General features: G+C 67.0%; 22 protein-coding genes. 4 read left to right on the plus strand and 18 right to left on the minus strand.

Features of this window, described 5'->3' with window-relative positions:
* The first annotated feature begins 87 nt into the window (after positions 1-87).
* Complete coding sequence (gene gltA / locus AAG816_RS04825; protein ID WP_341988401.1) at positions 88-1,395, plus strand: citrate synthase; 1,308 nt, start codon at positions 88-90, stop codon at positions 1,393-1,395.
* 99 nt (positions 1,396-1,494) lie between these two features.
* Here the strand turns inward: gltA and cls are convergent, their stop codons facing one another.
* On the minus strand, positions 1,495-2,940 hold the full coding sequence (gene cls, locus AAG816_RS04830) for a cardiolipin synthase (RefSeq protein WP_341988403.1): 1,446 nt from the start codon (positions 2,938-2,940) through the stop codon (positions 1,495-1,497).
* Positions 2,941-3,269: 329 nt separating this feature from the next.
* Here cls and AAG816_RS04835 point away from each other — a divergent pair, with 329 nt between their 5' ends.
* Positions 3,270-3,563 carry a hypothetical protein gene (locus AAG816_RS04835; protein WP_341988537.1) on the plus strand — a complete coding sequence of 98 codons (294 nt, stop codon included), beginning with the start codon at positions 3,270-3,272 and terminating at the stop codon, positions 3,561-3,563.
* A gap of 222 nt (positions 3,564-3,785) precedes the next feature.
* Here AAG816_RS04835 and AAG816_RS04840 read toward each other — a convergent pair whose 3' ends face one another.
* Both AAG816_RS04840 and AAG816_RS04845 read right to left on the minus strand, forming a co-directional pair.
* Positions 3,786-4,760: an NAD(P)H-quinone oxidoreductase gene (locus tag AAG816_RS04840; protein ID WP_341988404.1), complete on the minus strand. Its 975-nt coding sequence runs from the start codon at positions 4,758-4,760 to the stop codon at positions 3,786-3,788.
* An 8-nt stretch (positions 4,761-4,768) separates the two neighbouring features.
* The gene (locus tag AAG816_RS04845) at positions 4,769-5,317 is read right to left on the minus strand and encodes a hypothetical protein (protein ID WP_341988406.1); all 549 of its coding nucleotides are present in this window, start codon (positions 5,315-5,317) and stop codon (positions 4,769-4,771) included.
* A 303-nt stretch (positions 5,318-5,620) separates the two neighbouring features.
* Between AAG816_RS04845 and AAG816_RS04850 the strand changes: the two genes are divergently transcribed.
* Positions 5,621-6,520: a LysR family transcriptional regulator gene (locus AAG816_RS04850; RefSeq protein ID WP_341988407.1), complete on the plus strand. Its 900-nt coding sequence runs from the start codon at positions 5,621-5,623 to the stop codon at positions 6,518-6,520.
* Positions 6,521-6,597: 77 nt separating this feature from the next.
* Here AAG816_RS04850 and lpxB read toward each other — a convergent pair whose 3' ends face one another.
* The 14 genes from lpxB to AAG816_RS04920 form a co-directional block, all read right to left on the minus strand.
* Positions 6,598-7,797 (minus strand): lipid-A-disaccharide synthase, encoded by a 1,200-nt coding sequence (lpxB, locus tag AAG816_RS04855; RefSeq protein WP_341988408.1) that lies wholly within the window; start codon positions 7,795-7,797, stop codon positions 6,598-6,600.
* Positions 7,797-8,702, minus strand: coding sequence for a UDP-2,3-diacylglucosamine diphosphatase LpxI (lpxI, locus tag AAG816_RS04860; protein WP_341988409.1), 906 nt, complete (start codon positions 8,700-8,702; stop codon positions 7,797-7,799). The genes lpxB and lpxI overlap by 1 nt, the downstream gene beginning before the upstream one ends.
* The gene (lpxA, locus tag AAG816_RS04865; protein ID WP_341988410.1) at positions 8,699-9,508 is read right to left on the minus strand and encodes an acyl-ACP--UDP-N-acetylglucosamine O-acyltransferase; all 810 of its coding nucleotides are present in this window, start codon (positions 9,506-9,508) and stop codon (positions 8,699-8,701) included. The genes lpxI and lpxA overlap by 4 nt, the downstream gene beginning before the upstream one ends.
* A 2-nt stretch (positions 9,509-9,510) precedes the next feature.
* The gene (gene fabZ, locus AAG816_RS04870; protein ID WP_341988411.1) at positions 9,511-9,972 is read right to left on the minus strand and encodes a 3-hydroxyacyl-ACP dehydratase FabZ; all 462 of its coding nucleotides are present in this window, start codon (positions 9,970-9,972) and stop codon (positions 9,511-9,513) included.
* Complete coding sequence (gene lpxD / locus AAG816_RS04875; RefSeq protein WP_341988412.1) at positions 9,969-11,042, minus strand: UDP-3-O-(3-hydroxymyristoyl)glucosamine N-acyltransferase; 1,074 nt, start codon at positions 11,040-11,042, stop codon at positions 9,969-9,971. Before lpxD ends, fabZ begins: the two co-directional genes overlap by 4 nt.
* Before the next feature lie 66 nt (positions 11,043-11,108).
* Positions 11,109-13,541 carry an outer membrane protein assembly factor BamA gene (bamA, locus tag AAG816_RS04880; RefSeq protein WP_341988413.1) on the minus strand — a complete coding sequence of 811 codons (2,433 nt, stop codon included), beginning with the start codon at positions 13,539-13,541 and terminating at the stop codon, positions 11,109-11,111.
* Positions 13,542-13,714: 173 nt separating this feature from the next.
* Positions 13,715-14,860 carry an RIP metalloprotease RseP gene (rseP, locus tag AAG816_RS04885; RefSeq protein ID WP_341988538.1) on the minus strand — a complete coding sequence of 382 codons (1,146 nt, stop codon included), beginning with the start codon at positions 14,858-14,860 and terminating at the stop codon, positions 13,715-13,717.
* Between the two features lie 132 nt (positions 14,861-14,992).
* A complete protein-coding gene (gene dxr / locus AAG816_RS04890) occupies positions 14,993-16,162 on the minus strand; it encodes a 1-deoxy-D-xylulose-5-phosphate reductoisomerase (protein WP_341988414.1) in 1,170 nt (389 codons plus the stop codon).
* Positions 16,163-16,172: 10 nt separating this feature from the next.
* Positions 16,173-16,994: a phosphatidate cytidylyltransferase gene (locus AAG816_RS04895; RefSeq protein WP_341988415.1), complete on the minus strand. Its 822-nt coding sequence runs from the start codon at positions 16,992-16,994 to the stop codon at positions 16,173-16,175.
* A 3-nt stretch (positions 16,995-16,997) separates the two neighbouring features.
* Positions 16,998-17,774 carry an isoprenyl transferase gene (locus AAG816_RS04900; protein WP_341988416.1) on the minus strand — a complete coding sequence of 259 codons (777 nt, stop codon included), beginning with the start codon at positions 17,772-17,774 and terminating at the stop codon, positions 16,998-17,000.
* Between the two features lie 30 nt (positions 17,775-17,804).
* Positions 17,805-18,368 carry a ribosome recycling factor gene (gene frr, locus AAG816_RS04905; RefSeq protein WP_341988417.1) on the minus strand — a complete coding sequence of 188 codons (564 nt, stop codon included), beginning with the start codon at positions 18,366-18,368 and terminating at the stop codon, positions 17,805-17,807.
* Between the two features lie 314 nt (positions 18,369-18,682).
* The gene (gene pyrH, locus AAG816_RS04910) at positions 18,683-19,399 is read right to left on the minus strand and encodes a UMP kinase (protein ID WP_341988418.1); all 717 of its coding nucleotides are present in this window, start codon (positions 19,397-19,399) and stop codon (positions 18,683-18,685) included.
* A 23-nt stretch (positions 19,400-19,422) separates the two neighbouring features.
* Complete coding sequence (gene tsf / locus AAG816_RS04915; protein ID WP_341988419.1) at positions 19,423-20,346, minus strand: translation elongation factor Ts; 924 nt, start codon at positions 20,344-20,346, stop codon at positions 19,423-19,425.
* Between the two features lie 103 nt (positions 20,347-20,449).
* Positions 20,450-21,454, minus strand: coding sequence for a 30S ribosomal protein S2 (locus AAG816_RS04920; protein ID WP_341988420.1), 1,005 nt, complete (start codon positions 21,452-21,454; stop codon positions 20,450-20,452).
* A gap of 283 nt (positions 21,455-21,737) precedes the next feature.
* Here AAG816_RS04920 and AAG816_RS04925 point away from each other — a divergent pair, with 283 nt between their 5' ends.
* Positions 21,738-22,529, plus strand: coding sequence for a crotonase/enoyl-CoA hydratase family protein (locus AAG816_RS04925; RefSeq protein ID WP_341988421.1), 792 nt, complete (start codon positions 21,738-21,740; stop codon positions 22,527-22,529).
* Here AAG816_RS04925 and gcvA read toward each other — a convergent pair.
* Positions 22,514-23,425: a transcriptional regulator GcvA gene (gene gcvA / locus AAG816_RS04930; protein WP_341988422.1), complete on the minus strand. Its 912-nt coding sequence runs from the start codon at positions 23,423-23,425 to the stop codon at positions 22,514-22,516. The two genes, AAG816_RS04925 and gcvA, sit on opposite strands and share 16 nt — an antisense overlap.
* Positions 23,426-23,428 lie beyond the last annotated feature (3 nt).

The following is a 23,428-nucleotide window of genomic DNA, read 5'->3' on the forward strand; positions in this document are numbered from 1 at the left end:
AAATTTAGGGAGGGTTTACGACTGCGCGCGAGATCCCTTCGCATCCGCGAAGGCATCGCCATTCGGCCCGAGATTATGGGAGACCTCATGGACGCCAGCACCAATACCGCAGCCACAGCGGCCAAGCTGACAGTGGGCGACAAGAGCTGGGATTTCCCGATCAAGCAGGGCAGCATCGGCCCCGACGTGATCGACATCTCGAAGCTCTACGGCCAGACCGGGATGTTCACCTTCGATCCGGGCTTCACCTCCACCGCCTCGTGCGAGAGCGACATCACCTATATCGACGGTGACGAGGGCGTGCTGCTCTATCGCGGCTACCCCATCGAGCAGGCGGCCGAGGGCGATTTCCTCGAGACCTGCTATCTGCTGCTGTATGGCGAGCTGCCCACCGCGGCCCAGAAGGCGGACTTCGATTATTCCGTGACCCGTCACACGATGGTTCACGACCAGATGACCCGCTTCACCAACGGCTTCCGCCGCGACGCCCATCCCATGGCGATCATGGTGGCCTCGGTTGGCGCGCTGTCGGCCTTCTATCATGACTCGACCGACATCTCCGATCCGCAGCAGCGCCTGATCGCGTCGATCCGCATGATCGCGAAGATGCCGACCCTGGCGGCGATGGCCTATAAATACTCCATCGGCCAGCCCTTCATCTATCCCAAGAACGATCTGGACTATACGTCCAACTTCCTCAACATGTGCTTCGCAGTGCCCTGCGAAGACTACAAGGTGAGCCCCACGCTCGCCCGCGCCCTGGATAAGATCTTCATCCTGCACGCGGACCACGAGCAGAACGCCTCCACCTCCACCGTGCGTCTGGCCGGCTCCTCGGGCGCCAATCCGTTCGCCTGTATCGCCGCCGGCATCGCCTGCCTGTGGGGCCCCGCCCATGGCGGCGCCAACGAAGCGGCGCTGAAGATGCTGACCGAGATCGGCCATGTGGACCGCATCCCGGAATTCGTCGCCCGCGCCAAGGACAAGAACGATCCGTTCCGTCTCATGGGCTTCGGCCACCGGGTCTATAAGAACTACGATCCGCGCGCCAAGATCATGCAGCAGACCTGCCATGAAGTGCTGGCCGAGCTGGGCATCAAGGACGATCCGTTGCTGGACGTGGCCATCGAGCTGGAGCGGGTTGCGCTGCACGATGAATATTTCATCGAGAAGAAGCTCTATCCGAACATCGATTTCTATTCCGGCATCACACTGAAGGCGATGGGCTTCCCCACCACCATGTTCACCGTGCTGTTCGCGCTCGCCCGCACCGTGGGCTGGATCGGCCAGTGGAAGGAAATGATCGAGGATCCCGGCCAGCGCATCGGCCGTCCCCGCCAGCTCTACACCGGCGCGGCGCGGCGCGACTACGTGCCCATGTCCAAGCGCAAGTGAGCTGACGAACGTGAGCTGACGCGCTCCGGCGCTGAGGCTTCTGCGACACACCACCAGGGCGCGGCTTCGGCCGCGCCCTTTTTTATGGCGGCGGCCCCGCTACAGAACCGGCCCCAGCATGGCGATGCAATTATTCCAGAGCTGCCGCCGCCGGCTAGTGGCTTCCACCTGCGCCCGCGTCACCGGCGGCGCGGCATCGAGGAACACCTGCTGGCGGGCGCGGATCTGCCGGGTGAAGGCTTCATCGTGCAGGAGGATGTTGTTCTCCGCATTCAATTCGAAGCTGCGGCGGTCGATATTGGCCGAGCCGATCAGGCTCACCTCGCCGTCCAGCGTCAGCGTCTTGGCGTGCAGCAGGCCGCCCACATATTCGCGGATCTCCACCCCCGCCTCCAGCAGGTCGCGATAATAGCTGCGGCTGGCCGCCGCCACGATCCAGGAATCATTGTGCCGGGGAAAGACGATGGTGGTGGCCACCCCACGCCGGGCGCTGGCGCACAAAGCCGCCTGGATCGGCTCGTCCGGGACGTAATAAGGCGTGGTGATCACCAGTTCGCGCCGGGCGGCGTTCATCAGCGCCACGAAGGTCTCCGGCATGGCCGAGTACCGCACGCCCGCACCGGAGCCGATCACCTGCGCCACGAAGCCCTCCCCCGTTGCGGGCAGCGGCTCGGCGAACAGGGGGGCGAGATCCTCGTCGGTCTGCGCCATCCAGTTGCTGGCGAACAGATATTGGTTCTGCCGCACCACCGGCCCTTCGAACCGGGTCATGACGTCCACCCAGGGGGCAAAGCGCGCCTTCACGGCGAAGGCGGCATCGGCGCAATTCTGGCTGCCGCAAAAGGTGATGGCATTGTCCACCACCAGGATCTTGCGGTGATTGCGCATGTCGATGCGGCCCTTGAACAGGCGCAGCAGCGGATTGCCCACCGGCAGGGCCGCCGCCAGCCGCACGCCGCTTTGCGCCATGTCGCGCCAATGGGCCGAGCGGATCAGCGCCCGCGAGCCGAGATCATCGGCCATGGCCCGGCAGGTGACGCCGCGCGCGGCGGCGCGCTTCAGGGCCGCCATCACCTTCAGGCCGCTCTCGTCCGCCAGCCAGATATAGAACAGCACATGCACGCTGTGGCGGGCGGCATCGATGTCCGCCACCATGGCGGCGATGGCCGCCGCGGAGTCCGGCAGCAGCGTTGCCCGGTTGCCGGCGACGGGCACGAACTGGTTGACCGAATAGCCGACCCGGAACAGCGGCGCGCAGCGCTCCGGCACCATGGCCTCGGCGGACGGGCCGGCCACGCCTTCCGGGGGCGGCAGGGCTTTGAGCGCCGCGCACAGCCGCGCGATGGGCTTGCGGCCCAGATTGACCTCCCCGAACAGGATATAGGCCAGGATGCCGACCACCGGCGCCATCAGGATCACCAGCACCCAGGCGAACCGCGAGGGGGGCTCCCGGTGCGGGCGCAGCAAAGCGCGGATGATGAACACCAGCTGGAGGCTCGCATGGGCGGCGAACAGCACCCAGGCGAAGACGGCGGAATCATGCATGGGGCGGTAGGGGGTTGATTGCGGTTCCCCGCATTAAACCATCTTCCGCGCCGGCGCGAACGTCCTGCGGGCGGGGGCCGGCATGGCGGCCGGGAGGCTGACGGGCGCCGGGCGTCCGCCCCGACGGTGCCGGATACGGATCGCAGCGCCCGCCCTTGGTGCGTGCGGCGCACCATCATGGGGCGCCGGCCCCGCACGGACCGGCCCGAGGGCCGGCGTTTCAGGCAAATGGCCCATTGCCCCGGCGATCACCTGCGCCATGATGGGGACGCGGTTACCTTTCCCACCGCCCTCGTCGCGGACCACCCATGCAGCACATGCTCACCGCCATTCTCGCTCTGGACCCGCTCATCGCGCTTGGCGTGTTCATCGCCACGGCGGCGACGGACGCCTGCTATGTGGCCTTCACCTCGGCGGTGGTGGCGCGCAAGCGGCTGTCCGCCGCCAACTGGTCCAGCGTCTGGTACATGCTCTCGTCCTTCGCCGTGATCAGCTACACGGAGAACTGGGCCTATGTGGTGTTCGCGGCGGTGGGGTCGTGGGTGGGCGCGTTCCTGTCCCTGACCCTGCTGCACCGCCCCGGAAAGGCGTCGGCCCCCCTCGGCTCCGCACCGCCGGAGTAAAGGGGGTGGGCCTCCTGGTTCGGCGCCGCCGCTTCGGCGTCGGTGCGTGGGCGCCGAGGGGAGGCGCCGTTGCGCCCGCGGCGCTCACGCAGTCGCGCTGATGACGCCACGACGCCGCGGACCTTCGGCGAGAGGGGGTGGCGCTGTCATATCGGCCCGAGGCAACCGGACGGCGCGGCCCCTCAGCGGCGGAGGCAATGGAGCCCCCCGGCGGCAGGGTCCTCACGCCGTCGCGTCGAGCACGATCTTCCCGAACCCGCCGCCCGCCTCCATCGCGCGATGGGCCGCAGCCGCCTCGCAGAGCGGGAACACCTGGCCGACCACAGGCCTCAGCCGTCCATCGGCGAACATGGGCAGTGCGCCTTCCGCAAAACGGCGCACCATGGCGCGCTTTTCCTCGGCCGTCCGTGATTTCATCACCGTGCCGATCAGGCGCAGGTGATTGTGGAGCAGCAGGGCGAGCGGGATGACGGCACTGTCGTGCCCGCCGAGCAGGCCCACCTGCACGAGGCGCCCGCCTGGGGCGAGGCTGCGCAGGTTGCGGGCGAGATAGTCGCCGCCGATGAAGTCGACGATCACATCCACCCCGTGGCCGCTGGTGGCCTCACGCACGCCGCGCTCGAAGTCCTCGGACTGATAGTCGAACGCCGCCACCGCGCCCAAGGACAGGACATCGGCCCGGCGCTCCGCATTGGCGGTGGCGAAGACCTGCGCCCCCAAAGCGTGAGCGATCTCCACCCCCGCGGAGCCAATACCGCCCGCGGCGGCATGGATCAGCACCGCCATGCCCTGGCTGGTGCCCCCCAGATGCACGGCCGCTTCCCAGGCCGTGACGAAAGATTCCATCACCGCCGCTGCCCCGACATAGTCGAGGCCATCGGGAATGGGCACCGCCATGCCCCGGTCGACACGGGCATATTCGGCATAGGCCCCACCACCGACGATGGCCATGATCCGGTCGCCGGGGCGGACATCCGTGATGTCGCGCCCCACCGTGACCACCTCGCCGGCCACTTCCAAACCAAGAAGATCGCTTTCGCCATAGCTCTGGCGGCCGTAATAGCCCTGACGCTGCAACAGATCGGCGCGATTGACGCCGGCCGCATGCACCTTGACCAGAAGATCGCCGGGGCGCGGTTGCGGCATCGGCGCCTCGGCAAGGCGGAGGACGTCCGCCGTGCCGAAATCGTCGAACACGATCGCCCTCATTTCGCGGCGACCTTGCCGAGTGCCCGGCGCGCGATGCTGGCGGCAAACAGCGGCGTTTCGCGGCGATTGTGGTCACCGCCGGCTTCCTGACGGGCCGCCGCGGCCTGCTCGAAGGTCTGGCCATGGGCGGCGATGAAATCCAGGAAAACGTCGGTCGGGTGCGAGGTGACGCGGTTGGTGTAGCGGGTGCGACCACCCTCGATGGCCTCGGCCATCAGTTCCCAGATCACGTTGACTTGTGTGCGCCCCACCGGGGTGAACACGTCGGAGATCGAGTTCATCCGGCAATAGCTCGCCGTCGCCTCCTCTGCGACATAGTGCTGGACGACGAGCGCGGTGCCGATCATCTCGACATTGATCGACATGCGGCGGCCGTCATCCGTGGTCGTGGTGCCGGCGCCGATATGGTCGGGCGGGCAGCAGCGCAGATACTCGGCTTCCGGCAGAGTGAACAGCCAATCGGCGATATCCACCTTTTGCAGCGGCACGTCGATCTCTGCGGTATAGGCGGATTGCGAGAGGATCATATCGGTGAGGATTTTCATGGCCTTACTTTCTCAATTTCGCTGATTTTCAATCACGGCGTCCCTCGCAGCGCGGGCGGGAGCCCAGAAGCCAAGCGATGACGCTAGGCATCGTTATGCACAGCGCCAGGGCCATCGTATTTCGGGGTTTCCACTGTTGATGTGGTTGCTTACGAGAAGGAACGTCCGCGATATTTTCACCGGCGGTGATAGGCCGCCGCTGTGTTGACGACGGCGAACATGCGACTGTCGTCAGCCGGCGTTAAGCCGCAGCCTCGTGCAAACGGCTTTGCCTGGACCGCAAAGATGAGACCCCACTTCGCCGTGTTCCTGTCCACCTTCGTCGATGTCGTCAGGGCTGGGAGCTTCTCCGGCGCTGCCCGCCGACGCGCGGTGACGCCTTCGGCGATTGTCCGCCAGATCGACGCGCTTGAGGCGGAGCTGGGCGTTGCTTTGCTGATCCGCTCGACCCGTGCCCTCACGCTCACGGATGCCGGCCGGCGGCTGCACGAGCGGGCCGTGCGGCTTCTCGACGAGATTGCCGACACCCACGCGGAGGTCTCTGCCTTTGACGGGTCCGTCTCTGGCACGCTGCGGATTGCCTGCTTTCCCACCTTCGGCAAGCGCTACGTGGTACCGGTCGCCGCCGCCCTGCAGAGCGCGCATCCGGCGCTCAAGATCGAGCTGGATCTGACGGAGCGGCTGGCCGATCCGGTGCTCGAACGTCTCGACGTGGTCGTGCGCATGGGTGCCCTGCCCGACAGCACGCTGATCGCCACGCGGCTAGCGCCCTTGACCCGCCTGCTGGTGGCGAGCCCGAGCTACCTGGCGCGGGCAGGCGCGCCCGAGAGTGTGGCCGATCTCTCGCTCCACCGTTTGCTCGACAAGCTGCACGGTGCCGATCTCCTCGGCTGGCGGGACGTGCTCGGCTGCCCGGCCGGTCATGCCGGAAATGGGGAGGTGACGTTCCGTTCCGACGATTTCGAGGCCATGCGCGCGGCCGCCGAGGCAGGCCTGGGACTTGCGTTCCTGTCGAGCTGGGTTGTCGGGCCGGACGTCAGGGCCGGAACACTGGTCCGGTTGCGACCGGGTGGAGAGACCTGGAACGATGCGCCGGCGGGGATTTACCTCCTGCGTGCCCTTCCGCACCCCAGTGCCAAGGTGCGCGCCTTCACCGAGGCGTTGCGAGCCGCCATCGGAACTCCTCCGGTCTGGGAACCGTGACCGGGTGCGTACAGGGGTCCGGTGGCTCTCGAAACGCCATTGCCCTGCTCCGCCCGAACGCCAGCCAAGCCCCGCCCTCAGGCCCCGCGCCGCCCCATCCCACCCGATCCCTGCCCGACCACCTCCAGCACCACCGCCGCCGCCCGCTGCGAGGCGGGGGCGTCGTCGGCGCCCAGGATCTCATCCAGCCGCGCAAAGGCAGAGAGCTGGCGTTCCCGGTCGGGGCCGTCATCCAGGATGCGGTCCAGAGCGGCGGAGAGCTTTTCCGGGGTGCAGTCGTGCTGGAGAAATTCCGGCACCACATTCTCCCCCAGCACCAGATTGGCCAGGATCACGCTGGTGATCAGCTTGATCACATGGGGGGCGATCTTGGCCTCCCATTCCGCCACCCGATAGGCCGCCACCGTCGGCACGCCGGCCAGGGCCAGTTCCAGCGTCACCGTGCCGGAGGCGGCCAGCGCCGCGCGGGCCTGGCGGAAGGCGGCGTGCTTCTCGCCCGGGTCAGTAATGATGCGCGGCTTCACCGCCCAGTCCGCCACCAGCGCCTCCACCCGCCCGCGCACCCGCGGCAAGGTGGGCAGCACCAGTTCGACGTCGCGACGGGCGGCCAGCTGCGCCACGGCGGCGCCGAACACCGGCCCCAGCCGCTCCAGCTCCATGCGGCGGCTGCCGGGCAGCACCAGCACCACCGGCGGCGCGCTCTCGCGGCGCACCGCATCCTGCGGCGTGGGGCGCAGGTCGGCGAGGCGCTCCAGCAAGGGGTGGCCCACATAGATGGTGGGGGGGCCGCCCAGTCGTTCATGCACCGCCGGCTCGAACGGCAGCAGCGCCATCAGCCGGTCGGTATAAGCCCGCATGGCCTTGGCCCGGCCGGGACGCCAGGCCCAGACCGTGGGCGAGACATATTTGACGATGGGAATGTGCGGGCAGCGCCGCCGCACCCGCGCCGCCACCCGGTGGGTGAAATCGGGCGCATCCACCAGCACCAGCACATCGGGCGGGGCGGCGCAGATGGCCTCCACCGTCTGGCCGAGGCGCCGGATCAGGGTGGGCAATTTGGCCACCACGGCGCCGAAGCCCATGGCGGTGAGGTCTTCCATGGGAAACAGGCTGTCCAGCCCCTGCCCGGCCATGCGGGTGCCGCCGACGCCGCGGAAGCGCACGCCGTGGGGCGCCGCCTGCGTCAGCCCGCCCATCAGCGCCGCCCCCAGCAGATCACCGGACTCCTCGCCCGCGACGATGAACACATCCAGCGGCCGGGTGGCCCCCGCGTCCATCAGCGCGCGTCCGCCTGGGCCGGCGCCCGGCGGGCGACCCCGGTGACGAACAGGCCGGCGGCATCCGCCGCCTCGATCAGGTCCTGCACATCCGGCACGATCGCCCCACCCGCCTCGAAGGCGATGCCCGCCAGCCCCACCTGGGCGGCGCGGGCCACGGTGGCGGGGCCGAGGGAGGGCAGATCGATGCGGCGATCCTGCTGCGGCTTGGGCGCCTTCACCAGCACCCCGGTCCCGCTCGGGAAGCGCAGGCGGCCGGTCTCGCGCATGCTGCCATAGCGGGCGAGCATCTGGTCGGTGCCCTCCGCCGCCTCCACGGCGACGACGAAACCGTCCACCACTATGACACCCTGTCCCACGTCGTACGGACCAAGGGTTGCGACAACGGACAAACCGAGCGCGATGTCGCGGATTTCGCTGGCGCTCGGGGTGCACGCGCCGAGCACGCCCTGCGGCAAAAGCATGCTGGGCGCCACTTCATGGGCGCCGCGAATGTGAAAGCCCTGGCCGGCGGCCAGCTTCACCACCCCGGACAGCAAATGGTTGTCGCCACCGCGGAATAGTGGAGCGATACGCGGCAACAGACGGAGCATGGTCCAGTCGAAGCCGAGATCGCGCAGGCGCGGACGGGTGAGCGCGCCCACCATCACCACATCCTCGACCCCATGGGATTTGAGCTTGGCGGTCGCCATGCCCAGGGAGCCGAGGCGGAACCAATAATGCGGATAGCGCTCCAGGGCCGGATCCGCAAAGCCTTGAATCAGCAGCAGAACCACCTCGCGCCCCTGGGCGCGCACCGCCTCGGCGACGGCGGCGGGAAAGGCCCCGCCCCCGGCCACGATGCCCACCGGGCTGGTGCGCGGTCCGGCCTCACCTTGCGACTGCGCGGCCGGCACGGCGCTCACTCCTCCTGCTTGACCACGCCCCGGGACGGCCGGCACAAAGCCCGGCTCCCGCCCGCATCCACGAACGCCACCAGGGCGGCGATGAAGGTGGATTCTTCCATACGCGTCCGGAGGTTAGCCAGTCGCTCGCTGAAGGTGCCGGCGCCGAAGAACAGGTCGCGATAGGCGGCGCGGGCGGTGTGCAGATCGCTCTTGCTGAAGCCGCGGCGCTTCATGCCGACCACGTTCAAACCGACGAGATTCGCCGTCTGGCCAATGGCATAGCCGAATGGGATCACATCCTCGCGGATGCCGGACAGCCCGCCCACCATCACTTGCGCGCCGATGCGGCAATATTGATGCACCGCGCTGAGCCCGCCCAGGAACACATGGTCCCCCACCTCCACATGCCCGCCCAAAGTGGCATTGTTGGCGAAGATCACATGGTCGCCCACCAAGCAATCATGGCCCACATGGGCCCCGGTCATCAGCATGCAGCCGTTGCCGACCCGCGTCACGCCGCGGCCGCCCGCGGTGCCGGTGTTCATGGTGGCGTGCTCGCGGATGACGCAATCCGCGCCCACCATCAGGCTGGTGCGCTCGCCCTTATAGTGCACGGACTGGGGCGGCGTGCCCAGCGAGGCAAAGGGATAGACCTGGGTGCGCGCCCCCAGCGTGGTCACGCCCTGGACATTCACATGGGAGAGGAGACGTACCCCGCTCTCCAGCGTCACGTCCGGGCCCACAATGCAGAAGGGGCCGATTTCCACGTCATCAGCAAGCCGCGCACCATCAGCAACGCGGGCAGTCGGATCAATCTGAGCCACGCTCACTCCTCGGCGATCATGGCGCCCACGCGCGCCTGCGCCACCACTTCCCCGGCCACCTTGGCCTCACCCTGATACCACCACATGTTCCGGCGCTTTGCGATCCGGGTCATGTGATATTCGAGCACATCCCCCGGACGGACCGGGCGGCGGAACTTGGCTTCGTCGATGGTCATGAAATAGACCAACGACGGCTTATCGGGCGTCGCCTTGTTGAGAATGCAGATGGCACCGGCGGTCTGGGCCATGCCCTCGATGATCAGCACGCCGGGCATGACCGGATTGTTCGGGAAATGCCCTTGGAAGTGCGGCTCGTTGGCCGACACATTCTTATAGCCGACGCAGCTGAGATCGGCATCAATCTGCTCGATCCGATCCACCATCAGGAACGGATAGCGATGGGGCAGCAGGGCCAGGATCTTCAGGATATCAATGCTGCAGAGGGACTTGGTTTCGCTGGTCATGCCTCATCTCCGCCCCGTGCGGCGCCGGAACGCGTCCCCGCTTCGGCGAGCTTCTTCAAGGTTGTCACTTCGCGGAACCACTCGCGCACCGGCTTGGCCGGCGAGCCGCCCCAGCGCACGCCCGGCGGCACGTCGCCCCGCACATTGCTGGAGGCGGCGATCTGCGCCCCCTCGCCGATGGTGACGTGCCCCACGATCCCCACCTGCCCGCCGAGCATCACATAGTCGCCCAGGGTGGTGCTGCCGGAAATGCCGGTCTGCGAGACCACGATGCAATGGCGGCCGATCACCACGTTGTGGGCGATCTGGACCAGATTATCGATCTTGCTGCCCTCGCCGATGATGGTATCGCGCAGAGCGCCGCGGTCGATGCTCGAATTGGCGCCGATCTCCACGTCATCCTGAATCACCACGCGGCCGATCTGCGGCACCTTGAGGTGTCCGCCGGCACCGGGCTGGAACCCGAACCCATCCTGTCCGATCCGCGCCCCGCCATGGATGATGACGCGATTGCCCAGCAGGGCATATAGCACGCTGGCGCCGGGACCGATGGTGCAGTCGCGGCCGATCCGCACCTGCGGGCCGATCACCGCATTGGCGCAGATCACGCTGCCGGAGCCGATTTCCGTATGCGGGCCGATGACGGCGCCGGGATCGACCGTCACACCATCTTCCAACCGCGCGGTGGGATGAATGAAGGCACCGGGCGTGATGCCGCTGTGGCCGAAGATCGGCTGCGGGCGCAAGGCCTGCGGAAACAAGGTGCGCGTCACCGCAACAAAGGCATGCGCGGGACGAGCGGCGATGAACACCGCCATGCCCGCGGGCGCATCGGACGCCAATTTCTCGGTGGTGATGCAGGCTCCGGCGCGGGAGGCGCGGAAGGCGTCCACATAGCGGGGGCTGTCGAAAAAGGCGAGGTCGGTGGGGCCGGCATCGGCCAGCGGCCCGACCCCGTGCACCTGGCGGCCGTCGGCCTGGCCTTCATGCAGCAGGCGGGCCCCGCTCAAGGCCGCGACCTCCGCGAGAGAGAGCGGGGACGGGAGGGGGAAGAAGGCGGGCTCGCTCATGATCCAGACAAGGTTCGGGCGCCGCGCGGCGAATGCCGGCGGCGCCCGGATAAGAAGGGACGGCGACTAGAACTTGGTGCCGCCGGAGAAGCGGAAGGCCTGCAGATTGTCGTAGGACGCCTCAGACAACGCCCAGGCATAGTCGAAGCGCAGCGGTCCGAACGGCGACTGCCAGATCAAGCTCGCACCCACCGACGAGCGGATGACATTGTCGTCGGCCACGCAGATGGCGCCGGTGGCATTCTGCGTCTTGCCGTAAGCGGCGCAGTTCGTGCTGTTCGCGGTGCCAGCGGTGGAGAAGGTGGTCGCTCCGGTATAATTGTAGAGCGAGCCGGCATCGAAGAAGAAGGCGCCCTTCATCCCCACATCCTTCGGCAGGAAGGAAAGCGGGAACTGAACTTCCGCGGACACACCCCAGTAGGTGGTTCCACCGAGCGCATCCTGATTGTAGCTGGCCAGATCCCGCGGGCCGATGCCGGACGGGGCAAAGCCGCGCACGAGATTGGGACCCATGAAGAAGTTATCCATGATCAGCAGGTCGCTGTCGCCCCAGGAAGAGACATAACCCGCCTGACCGCGCAGCATCAGCACCCAGTCGCTGATGATGGGATAGTAGTAGCGCACGTCACCCGTGGTGCGGATGAACTGCACGTCGCCACCAAGGCCAGCAAAGTCCTGCTTGAGTTCGGCATACATGCCGGACGTCGGGCTCTGATTGCTGTCCAGACCGTTGAAGGAGAGCGTATAGCCCGCCACCGACGTGATCGTGGCGCCCTGCTGCACTGCTTCGATGACCGCCCAAGACACACCGCAATTGTTCGCAGTGATCGAGGCGCCATAAACATTGGTGCAGTTATCGAGGCTCAACTCGCGCTGGTAGAGGTTGTAGCGCAGGGCCAGGGTAACCTCGTCCGTGATGGGCAGGCCGAAGCGGATACCACCACCCACGGTCTGGCTGTCATAGGCGGTGTAGCTGTTGGCGCTGGTCTCTTTCCAGTAGAGATCGAAGCCGGCAGCCAGCCGATACCCGAGGAAGTAAGGCTCGGTGAAGGAGAATTCCGCGCCCTGGGTGTACTGACCAAAGGTGCCGGACAGCCGCACATACTGGCCCCGTCCGAGGAAGTTCTTCTCACCCAGCGAGACTTCGCCGATGAAGCCGTCCGAGGTGGAATAGCCACCGGACACCGAGAACTCGCCGGTGGGCTGATCTTCCACGTTCACCAGCAGGATCACGCGATCCGGAGCGGAGCCGGGCTCGTTGGTGATCTTGATGCTCTTGAAATAGCCGAGGTTCTTCAGGCGGCGCTCGGCGCGATCCACCAGGACGCGATTGTACGCATCACCTTCGCCGATATCGAACTCACGCCGGATGACCCAGTCGCGGGTCCGGGTGTTGCCCCGGATCTCGATGCGCTCAACGTAGACCCGCGGGCCTTCTTCCACCACGAAGGTGACATTGATGCGCTTGGTTTCGAAGTCACGATCGCCGCGCGGACGCACCTGGGCGAAGGCATAGCCGCTCTTCGCCACTTCGATGGTCAGGTTCTCGACCGACTTTTCCACCAGCTCGGCGTTGTAGACTTGGCCGTCGCTCATGCGCAGGGCATTGCGCAGGCTGGCCGCCGGAACGTCGCGGATGTTGGACACCACGTCGACCTTACCGAAGCGGTACTGCGCACCTTCGTCGAGAACGATGGTGATCACAAAGCCGCCGCCAGCCGGATCCAGCTCGGCCGAAGCCGACACGATGCGGAAGTCGGCATAACCATTCTTCAGATACCAGCGACGCAGCAGTTCCTGGTCGGAATTGACGCGGTCCGGATCATAGACGTCGGTGGACTTCAGGAACGACAGCCAGTTGGTGGTGGTCGTCGAAATGATGTCCTTGAGCTTCCAGTCCGAGAACGCCTTATTGCCAACGAACTTGATGTCCTTGACGCCGGTCTTCTCGCCCTCTGTCACCTCGAACACCAGATCCACACGGCCATTGCCGCGATCGATGGTGACGGGATTGACCCTCACATCGCTACGGCCGGTGCGGCGATAGACGTCCACAATGCGCTGCGTATCGGCTTGCACCACGGCCTTGGAGAGCGGACCGCGCTCCTTCGACTGGATTTCTCCGAGGAGCTGCTCGTCCTTGACCTTCTTGTTGCCCTCGAAGGCGATCTTATTGATCACCTCGTTCTCGACCACGGTGACAACCGTGCGGCCACCCTGGTTCGAGACCCGCACATCCGCAAACAGCCCGGTCGCATACAGCGCCTTCAGACCATCATCGATCTTTGCGGAGGTCAGGGACTCGCCCGGCTTCAAATTGAAATAAGAGCGGATGGTATCGGCATCCACACGCCGATTGCCTTGCACCACGATCGACGCCGACTGCGCCATTGCCGGGACGGCGGTCACCATCGACCCGGCGGTCGTCGTCACAGCGGTCGCAAGAGCGAAGCCGAGGACGGCGGCCAGTTTTACTAACACCCGAGCCGGAGCAGTCATATGGCGCGCAACCTTGAATTGTTGTTCTCGACCCAGGAGGCGAGCCCCCTGGATTCTCCACCTTCGAGGCGCTTGTACAGGCTTTTCCCTGCAGTGCAAACGCCTGTCCCTACAGCAGCTTCCGCTTTTCCCGCGACCGTTGCTCCCACGCCACGAGGTGCGGCGTAAAAGCCTTACATCGTGGCGATGTGAACCACGTCGTTCCAGGTCGCAAACACCATCAGCATCAAAACGATGGCGAGGCCAATGCGAAAACCGATGTCCTGCGTCCGCGCGCTGAGAGGATGCCCGCGGACTGCCTCTACAGCGTAGAACAACAAGTGCCCGCCATCCAAGAGCGGGATGGGAAAGAGGTTAAGAAGACCGATCGAAACCGAGAGAACTGCGGCCAAAGACAGCAGAGCCCCGAAGCCGAACGTCGCCACCTGCCCGGAAACCTGGGCAATCCGGATCGGGCCGCCCAGTTGGTCAGCCGATTCTCTCCCCGCGATGAGGCCGCCCAGATAGTCGAAGGTGCGCGCCACCACGAACCAGGTCTCCTGCGCGCCCATGGTCACCGCTTCCACCGGGCCATAACGGCGGGTCACCACGTCGGCGGCGGCCAGCGAGCGGGAAATCCCCAGCATGCCCATCTTATGGACGTTGCCGAAGGCGTCCTTCACTTCCCGCAGCTCCGGCGTGGCGCTGAGATCCACCGGCACGCCGCCCCGGTCCACGGTGAAGGTCAGCTTGCTGCCCGCGTGCGCGCCGACGATGCGCTGCATGTCGGCAAAGCTCTCCACGGCGGCGCCGTTGATCTGCGTCACCAGGTCGCCGGGCTTGAATCCGCCCTGCTCCGCGGCACTGCCCGCCGCCACCTGGTCCACCCGCGGGGTGCTGACCTGCCGGCCGAACACCATGAACACCAGGGAGAAGATGACGATTGCGAGGATGAAATTGGCGATCGGCCCGGCCGCCACAATGGCCGCCCGCCAGCGCAGGGGCTGGTAGAAGAAGCTCTGGCGGCGCTCGGCCTCCGTCATGTGGGCAAGCTTGGCGGGATCGGGCGTGCTGGCGGCATCCTCGTCGCCGAAGAACTTCACATAGCCGCCCAGCGGCACCGCGGCCAGACGCCAGCGGGTGCCGTGCTTGTCATTGAAGCCGAACAGTTCCGGCCCGAAGCCGAGGGAAAAGGTGAGAACCCGCACGCCCGCGCGCCGCGCCACCCAGAAGTGCCCCAGCTCGTGGAAGAACACCACGATGGTCAGAACGAAGAGGAAGGGAATCACATAACTCAGCAGCGAATGCCCCCAAGAACCCAGTCCCGACAACACATCCATCGTTTCTTCCTCGATCACGGGATATCCCGCCCATGCGAACCTTCCGCATCGGCTGCGTCCCGCTGATGCCGCAGGCGAGCGATCGGTCCCCTCGGGACCGACCAGCCGCCACCCGCACGGCGATGCATACGCTTAGGATGCCTTTGCGGCGAACTTAGGCAAGAGGGAAACGGCAATGCGCCGGGCCGCCGCATCAACGGCCAGCGCCTCGGCGACAGAATCGGGCGCCCTCCCCTGCGGGCTCCGGCCCAAGGTCTCCTCCACCGCCGCGGCGATGTCGAAAAATCCGATCCGCCCTTCCAGGAATGCGGCCACGGCCACCTCATTGGCCGCATTCAGCACGGTGGTGGCGGCGCCGCCCTCCGCCAATGCCGCGCGGGCCAGCCGCAGGCAGGCAAAGCGCTCCAGGTCGGGGGCCTCGAAGGTCAGGCGCCCCAGCGTCACCAGATCGAGGCGGCGGCAGGTGGTGGGCAGCCGGTCCGGATAGCCCAGGCAATGGGCGATGGGCAGCGCCATGTCCGGCATGGCCAGCACCGCCACCACCGAGCCGTCCACATAGGACACCATGCCGTGGATGATGGATTCGGGATGGACCACCACGTCCAGCTGCCCGGGGGGCACCGCAAACAGATGGTGGGCCTCGATCAGCTCCAGTCCCTTGTTCATCAGGGTCGCGGAATCGATGGTGATCTTGGCGCCCATGGACCAATTGGGGTGCTTCAGGGCGTCCGCGGGCGTCGCGCGGGCGATCACATCGCGGGCCACGGTGCGGAAGGGGCCACCGGAGGCGGTGATGACCACCTGCTCCACCGCCGCCCGCGGTCCGCAGGCCAACGCCTGGAACACGGCGTTATGTTCAGAGTCCACCGGGAACAGCTCGGTGCCGGTGCGCGCCGCTTCGGCCATGAAGAAGGCTCCGGCCGCCACCAGGCATTCCTTGTTGGCGACGCCGATGCGCCGGCCGGCGCCAAAGGCGGCGACCGTAGCCTCCAGCCCGGCAATGCCGGAAATGCCGGCGATGACGATATCGGCCTCGCGGGCGGCCGCTTCCAGCACCGCCTCGCGACCGGCGCCGCTGGCAATACCTGTGCCCGCCAGCCGCTCTTTCAGGCGCGGCCCCGCGCTCGGATCGGCAATGGCGGCAAACCGCGCGCCCAGCGCAATGGCCAGCTCCGCCAACGCCAGCGGGTCGCGCCCACCGGCCACGGCCTCCACGCGAAAGCGCGGGCCGGCCTCGGCCAGCACCTTGGCGGCGCTGCGTCCGATGGAACCGGTGGCACCCAGGATCGAAACAGTCGTCATGGCCTTAGCCTTACCACAGGAGCAGCCCAGCCGCGGGGCTCGCGCCACCTCGCACCAGGGCAATGGCCAGGGCCAGCACCGCCGCGGCGGCAAAGCCGTCCAGCCGGTCGAGGATGCCGCCATGGCCGGGAATCAGCCAGCCGGCATCCTTGACGCCGAACACGCGCTTGAAGGCGGACTCGGCCAGATCGCCCGACTGCGCCACGACGCTGAGCGCCAGCCCGATCACCACCAGGGCCGGCGTGAACAGAAGCCCCCCGGCCATGGCCACCGCCACGCCGGCCAGCGTGCCGATCAGCGTCCCGCCCAGGGAGCCGGACCAGGTCTTGTTCGGCGAAAGGCGCGGCCACAGCTTCGGGCCGCCCAGCGCCCGGCCGGTGAAATAGGCGGCGATGTCGGTGCCCCAGACCACCGCGAACAGGAACAGGATGCAAAGCAGGCCCAGTCGGTCGTCGCCGCGCAGAATCACGACGGGAATCGCCACCGCGGTGGCGCAGAGCAGGCCCAGCGCCGACCAGCCGCGCGGCACCGGACCGCCCTTTGCCAGGATGGAGCAGATCACCGCTCCAAGCACCAGGACCGCCCCCAACGCTGCGGTATGCCCCAGCGCCAGCAGCACGCCTTCCGCCAGCAGCACCAGGCCGCCGGCCACCAGGAAGCGGACCCGCGGCAGAATCCGGGCGACGCCCGCCCATTCCCACAGCACGCCGAAGCCGGCCAGCACCCAGAGCACCAGGAACGGGATGCCACCGAAATAGGTGACGGCAAGCGCCACCGGCGCCAGGATCAGGGCGGAAAAGGTGCGCGGCTTCAGATCCCGACCAACCGCCACGGGTCAGCTGCCGGTGCGGGCGGCGACGCCGCCGAACCGACGGTCCCGCCGGGCATATTCCTGCACCGCGCTCAAGAGCGCCGCATGGTCAAACTCGGGCCAATAGATCGGCAGGAACACCAGTTCGGCATAGGCCGCCTGCCACAGCAGGAAGTTGGAGAGCCGCTGCTCGCCGCTGGTGCGAATAATCAGATCGGGATCCGGGATCCCGGCGGTGGACAGCCGGCTTTCCAGCAGGTCCGGCGTGATGTCCTCCGGCTTCACGAGGCCAGCCACCGCGTCCGCGGCCAGCTTCGCCGCCGCATCGGCGATCTCCTGGCGGCTGCCATAGTTGAACGCCACCACCAGGGTCAGGCCGGTATTGTCCCGGGTGAGGGCTTCGGCTTCATCCAGCAACAGGCACAGGTCGCGTGCCAGGGAGGCGCGCTGGCCGATGATCCGCACCCGCACGTTGGCGGAATGCAGCTCGGCCAGATCATGGCGCAGGAAGCGGCGCAGCAGGCCCAGCAACTCGGAGACCTCGCCCACCGGGCGCGACCAGTTCTCGCTGGAGAAGCTGTAGATCGTGAGATAGCGGATGCCGATCTCGCGCGCGGCGCGCACGCAGCGGCGCAAGGCCTCCACGCCACGCCGATGGCCCTCCACCCGCGGCAGGTTCCGCGCGGTGGCCCATCGCCCGTTGCCGTCCATGATGATGCCGACGTGAACCGGGATGCCCGCCAGATGTGGCGCAGCCCCCTTGTCCAACACACCGTCCCGGACGCCATCTCCTCTGGACATGGCCCGCTCCCCCGTCAACCGCGGCGCCTCTCAGACCGAGAGGATTTCTTTTTCCTTGTGCGCCAGGGTCAGGTCCACCTCGGCGATGGTTTCGTCGGTGGCCTTCTGGACGTCCTTGGACAGGCGCTCGAGATCGTCGGCGCTGATGGCGCTGTCCTTCTCGAGCTTCTTCAGATGGTCCATGCCGTCACGGCGCACATGGCGCACGGAGACCTTGGCCGCTTCCGCATATTTATGGGCGACCTTGACCAGCTCCTGGCGGCGCTCCTGGTTCAGTTCCGGAATGCGGATGCGCAGAACCTGGCCTTCGGTGTTGGGGTTGAGGCCCAGATTGCTGTCGCGGATGGCACGTTCAACCGCGCTGACCATCCCGCGATCCCACACCTGCACCGACAGCAGCCGGGCTTCCGGCACCGAGACGGTGGCCACCTGGCTCAGGGGCAGATGGGTGCCATAGGCATCCACATGGATGGGCTCCAGCAGGCTGGCGGAGGCCCGCCCCGTGCGCAAGCCACCAAGCTCGGTCTTCAGCGATGCAACCGCGCCGGTCATGCGGCGCTTGATGTCGGCAATGTCGAAGGGCTCGGTGCTCATGGCTGTCCTCTAAAGTTCATCCTCGCGCCGCAGCGGGGCCGCGCACGCTGGTATATCCGCCGCCGACGCTCAGCGCCAAGCGTGCCGAGCTCCAACGGGTTGGAATGGTTCGCTGAGGGCGCTTCTGTCAAGAGCCGGCGCGACAGTTCCACCATCGAGCTTCGGCACAACCGCGCGCAGGCCTTGAAAGCCGCGTTTAAATTTTCCGACCCGCCGCAGCGCACGTGCGGAACCCGGCATAGCCGGCAGGACACGTATTGCGGTGAGATCCGCCCCGCGCGGCGATACCGCACGGGGCAAATTGGGCCCTATCGCTAGGGCGAGACCACCGTCACGCGTCCCTCGCCCTTCGCCGCCGCCACGATGGCGCCCGGCTCGCGGATCGAGAACACGATGATGGGCAGCGCCGCCTCACGGGCCAGGGCGAACGCGGCTGCGTCCATGACCTTGAGGTCATAGGCCAGCGCCTGGTCGTGGGTGAGGCGTTCGTAACGGGTCGCATTGGGATCGAGCTTCGGGTCGGCGCTATAGACGCCATCCACCGTCGTCGCCTTCAGTACCGCGTCGCAATCCAGCTCCGCCGCCCGCAACACCGCTCCGGTATCGGTGGTGAAGTAGGGATTGCCGGTGCCACCGGCCAACAGCACCACGCGGCCGCGCCGCAGATGCCGCATGGCCGGCTGGCGCGCATAGGGCTCGCACACGGTCGGCATGGGAATGGCGGACAAGGTGCGGGCCGGCTCGCCGGCCTTTTCGATCGCCGCTTCCAATGCCAGGCAGTTCATCACCGTGGCCAGCATGCCCATGTGGTCGGCGGTGGAGCGGTCGAGATCCTCGCCCGCCACCCGCGCGCCGCGCAGGATGTTGCCACCGCCCACCACCACCGCGACCTCGCAGCCGAGCGCACGCGCGGCAACGAGTTCACGGGCAATGCGGGCCACCGTCGGCGGATGCAGGCCGAACGGTTCGGACCCCATCAAGGCCTCTCCCGAGACCTTGACCAGGATGCGTGGATAGGGAAGGTCCGGCATGGCCGCATCCCCTCCGCGCGCGGTCAGGACTGACCGGCCGCAGCGGCGACTTCAGCGGCGAAGTCCGTCTCTTCCTTCTCGATGCCCTCGCCGAGCGCATAGCGCACAAAGCCCTTCAGCACGATGGGCGCGCCCACCGAACCTTCGTTCTCCTTCAGCACCTGCGCGACGGTCTTGGAGCCGTCATGCACGAAGGGCTGCTCCAGCAGGGTGACTTCCTTGAAGAAGGTCTTGATGCCGCTTTCGGCGATCTTGTCCTGCACGTTGGCGGGCTTGCCCTGATGCTTCTCCAGCAGGATGGCCTTCTCGCGGGCGATGGTGGCCTCGTCGATGCCGGAAGCGTCCAGCGCCAGCGGGTTCAGCGCCGCCACATGCATGGCGATCTGCCGGCCGAGGGTGGACAGCTTGTCCACGTCGCCCTTGGATTCCAGCGCCACCAGCACGCCGATGCGGCCCTGGCCCTCGATCACCGCGCCGTGCACATAGCTGGCGATGACGCCATGCTCGACGCTGAGCTTGGCGGAGCGACGCAGGGTCATGTTCTCGCCGATGGTGGCGATCAGGGTCGCCAGCTTGTCGGCGACGGTGACGCTTTCACCGGGGAAATGGGCGGCGGCCACCGCTTCCACGGAACCATCGGTGTTCAGCGCCACCTTGGCGGCTTCGCGCACGAACGCCTGGAAGTCCGCATTGCGGGCCACGAAGTCGGTCTCGGCATTCACTTCGATGGCGGCGGCGTAGTGACCGGACGATTCAACGGCAACCAGACCTTCGGCGGCGATGCGACCGGCCTTCTTGGCGGCCTTGGCGAGACCCTTCTTGCGCAGCCAGTCGATGCCGGCCTCGATGTCGCCATTGGTCTCGGTCAGCGCTGCCTTGCAGTCCATCATGCCGGCGCCGGTCTTGTCGCGGAGTTCTTTCACGAGCGCTGCACTGATCGCGGCCATGCTCTGCTTCCTCTTCTTCTCAAGCCACGGCCGGCCAGGGGGATCCCGAGCCGGCCGTCGGGGCAATGCCCCTGAACCCAAAGTTCTTCAGTTTAGGACGGGATCACTCCACCTCGGCGGAGAGCTCCTTAGCCTGGGAGACCCAGCCGTCGACACGGCCCGGGAGACCCACTTCTTCGCCGATGCGGTGCGCATCCATGGCATCGAGACCGGCGATCTGGGTGAGGTGGAACACGCCGAGATCGTTGAGCTTCTGCTCGATCTCGGGGCTCACGCCCACCAGCTTCTTCAGGTCGTCGGCCACGCCGCGCGGGCCCGACAGGGGCTCGAAGGTGGACCAGATGCTCGCTTCGATGGGCAGCTCTTCCACCAGCGGCGCGTCGGTCTCGCCCATGTCCACGCCGAGATCGGTGTGGCCACGGCCGATGCCGTCGATGGCGGCGCGGGCGACGAGGTCGCAATAGAGCTGGATGGCGCGGCCCGCGTCATCATTGCCCGGAACCGGGAAGGCGATGCCGTCCGGGTCGGAATTGGTGTCGAGGATGGCGGCCACCGGAATGCCGAGGCGCTGGGCCTCCTTCACGGCGATGTCTTCCTTGTTCGTGTCGATCACGAACAGCAGGTCGGGCAGGCCGCCCATGTCGCGGATACCACCGAGGGCGCGTTCCAGCTTGTCCTTTTCACGGGACAGCGTCAGGCGCTCCTTCTTGGTGTAGCCGGAGCCCTGCTCGGGACCCGACAGCATCTCTTCCAGCTTCTTCAGCCGGGCGATGGAGTTGGAGATGGTCTTCCAGTTGGTGAGCATGCCGCCCAGCCAGCGGGAGTTCACATAATACTGGGCGGAGCGACGGGCGGCATCGGCCACCTGCTCGGACGCCTGACGCTTGGTGCCGACGAACAGCACGCGGCCACCCTGGGCGACGGTGTCGGAGACGGCCTGCAGGGCGCGGTGCAGCGCGGGCACAGTCTGCGACAGATCCAGGATGTGGATGTTGTTGCGAACGCCGAAGATGAACGGCGCCATCTTGGGGTTCCAGCGGTGAGACTGATGGCCAAAATGCACGCCAGCTTCGAGGAGCTGACGCATGGAATAATCGGGAAGAGCCACTTGGTATTCTCCGGTTGAGCCTCCGCGGACGTACCCTCGACCCGTCAGGGACGAAGGCACCGGATGGCCATTTGGCCGTAGTGTCCGCGTGCGGAATGGCGCGGCTTATAGGCGAAGGACGGCCAAAGGGCAAGGGCGCAGCGGATTTTCGCCGTCCGCTCTCCCCTGCGATCCACCAGATACGTGAGCTTTACTCACCTGTGGGTGGGTTTTTCGCGTTTGCCGGAGGCCGCCGGGAGGGGCCAGCTTTGGGATGAAGCCAGCCGAAACCCAAGGAGCCGACATGTTTGATCCCGTCCTCTGCCAGATCAGCGAGGGCATCGCCACCCTCACCCTCAACCGACCGCAGAAGCTCAACGCCATCGACTATGCCCTCGCCGATGCGCTGCTGTCCTTCCTCGATGCGCTTGAGACGGATGAGTCGGTGCAAGCGGTTATTCTCACCGGCGCCGGCGACAAAGCCTTCTCCGCCGGCGGCGACATCCATCAGTTTTCCCGCAGCGTGCGTCTCGGCCCGCTGGGTGCGACGCGGGACTTCGTTCGGCGTGGCCAGGCCTTGACCTCGCGCATCGAGGCCTTTCCCAAGCCGATCATCGCCGCGGTCAACGGAATCGCCTTCGGCGGCGGCTGCGAAATCACCGAGGCGGCGCCGCTGGCCATCGCCAGCGAAACGGCGCTGTTTGCCAAGCCCGAGATCAAGCTCGGCATGCCGCCGACCTTCGGCGGAACCCAGCGCCTGCCGCGCCTTGCCGGCCGCAAGCGCGCGCTGGAACTGCTGCTCACCGGCGACAGCTTCTCGCCCGAGCACGCCCTCGACCTCGGCCTGATCAACCAGATCGTGCCGCCGGCCGAACTGATTCCAGCGGCACGGGCGCTGGCCCAGCGCATCATGCGGCACTCACCCGTGGCCGTCACAAGCGTCCTGACAGCGGTCACCCGCGGCATCAATCAATCCATTGGCGAGGGCTTGCAGGTGGAAAGCGAACAGTTCGCCCGCATGGTGCCGACCCATGACCTGCGCGAGGGCCTCGACGCCTGGATCGAGCGGCGCGAGCCCCACTATCTGGGACGCTGAGCATCCGTGCCTGGCCGCGGGGCGGCAAGTTCACTCCGCAGCCAGCTCCGGAAGGCGGCCACTTCCGGCCGGCGTAGGGCGGCACGGTCGGTCAGCAGCCAATAGGCCGTTTGCGCCTCCACCGGCGGCCCGAGGACCGCGACCAGCCGGCCCGCGGCCAAGTCGTCTTCCACCACGGGGAAGCGACCAATGGCAATGCCGAGCCCCCGCGCTGCGGCCTCCCAGGCCAGATGGATGGCATCAAAGCGCAGGCCCCGTTGCAGATCGGGCGCGGGTAGCCCACGCATCGCCGCCCAGGCGCCCCAGTCCTCGGCGACATCGGACACGTGCAGCAAGGTGTGGCCCGTCAGATCCTCCACCCCGCAAAGTCCTGCGGCAACCTCCGGCGCGCAGACCGGCACCAACCACTGACGCACCAGCAGATCCGCATTGACGCCGTCCCAGGCTCCATCTCCCATGCGGATCGCAAGATCAACGCCGTCGCGGGGAAACTCCACTTGGCGGTGGACCGTATCGAGGGTGACATCAATGCTGGGATAGCGGGCCTGAAAGCTGGCGAGATGGGGGATGAGCCACCGCAGGCCAAAGGTGGGGGCGGCACTCACGCGCAGCCGGTCCACCGGCCGGCGGCCGGGCACCGATTCGGTGGCCGACGCGATGTCGCTCAGGATCTGGGCCACCCGCGGGAAGTAGGTGGCCCCCGCCTGCGTCAACACCAATTGCCGGTGGCTCCGCGCGAACAATGGCACGCCGAGCCACGCCTCCAGCCCCTGGATGCCATGGCTCACGGCGCTTGGCGTCAGATGCAGTTCCTGCGCGGCGCGTTTGAACGACAGATGGCGGGCCGCCGCCTCGAACAGGCGCAGCGCGTTGAGTGGCGGCAGCCGATAGGCCATGCC

The organism is Azorhizobium sp. AG788 (assembly GCF_943371865.1).
Lineage (GTDB): Bacteria > Pseudomonadota > Alphaproteobacteria > Rhizobiales > Xanthobacteraceae > Azorhizobium.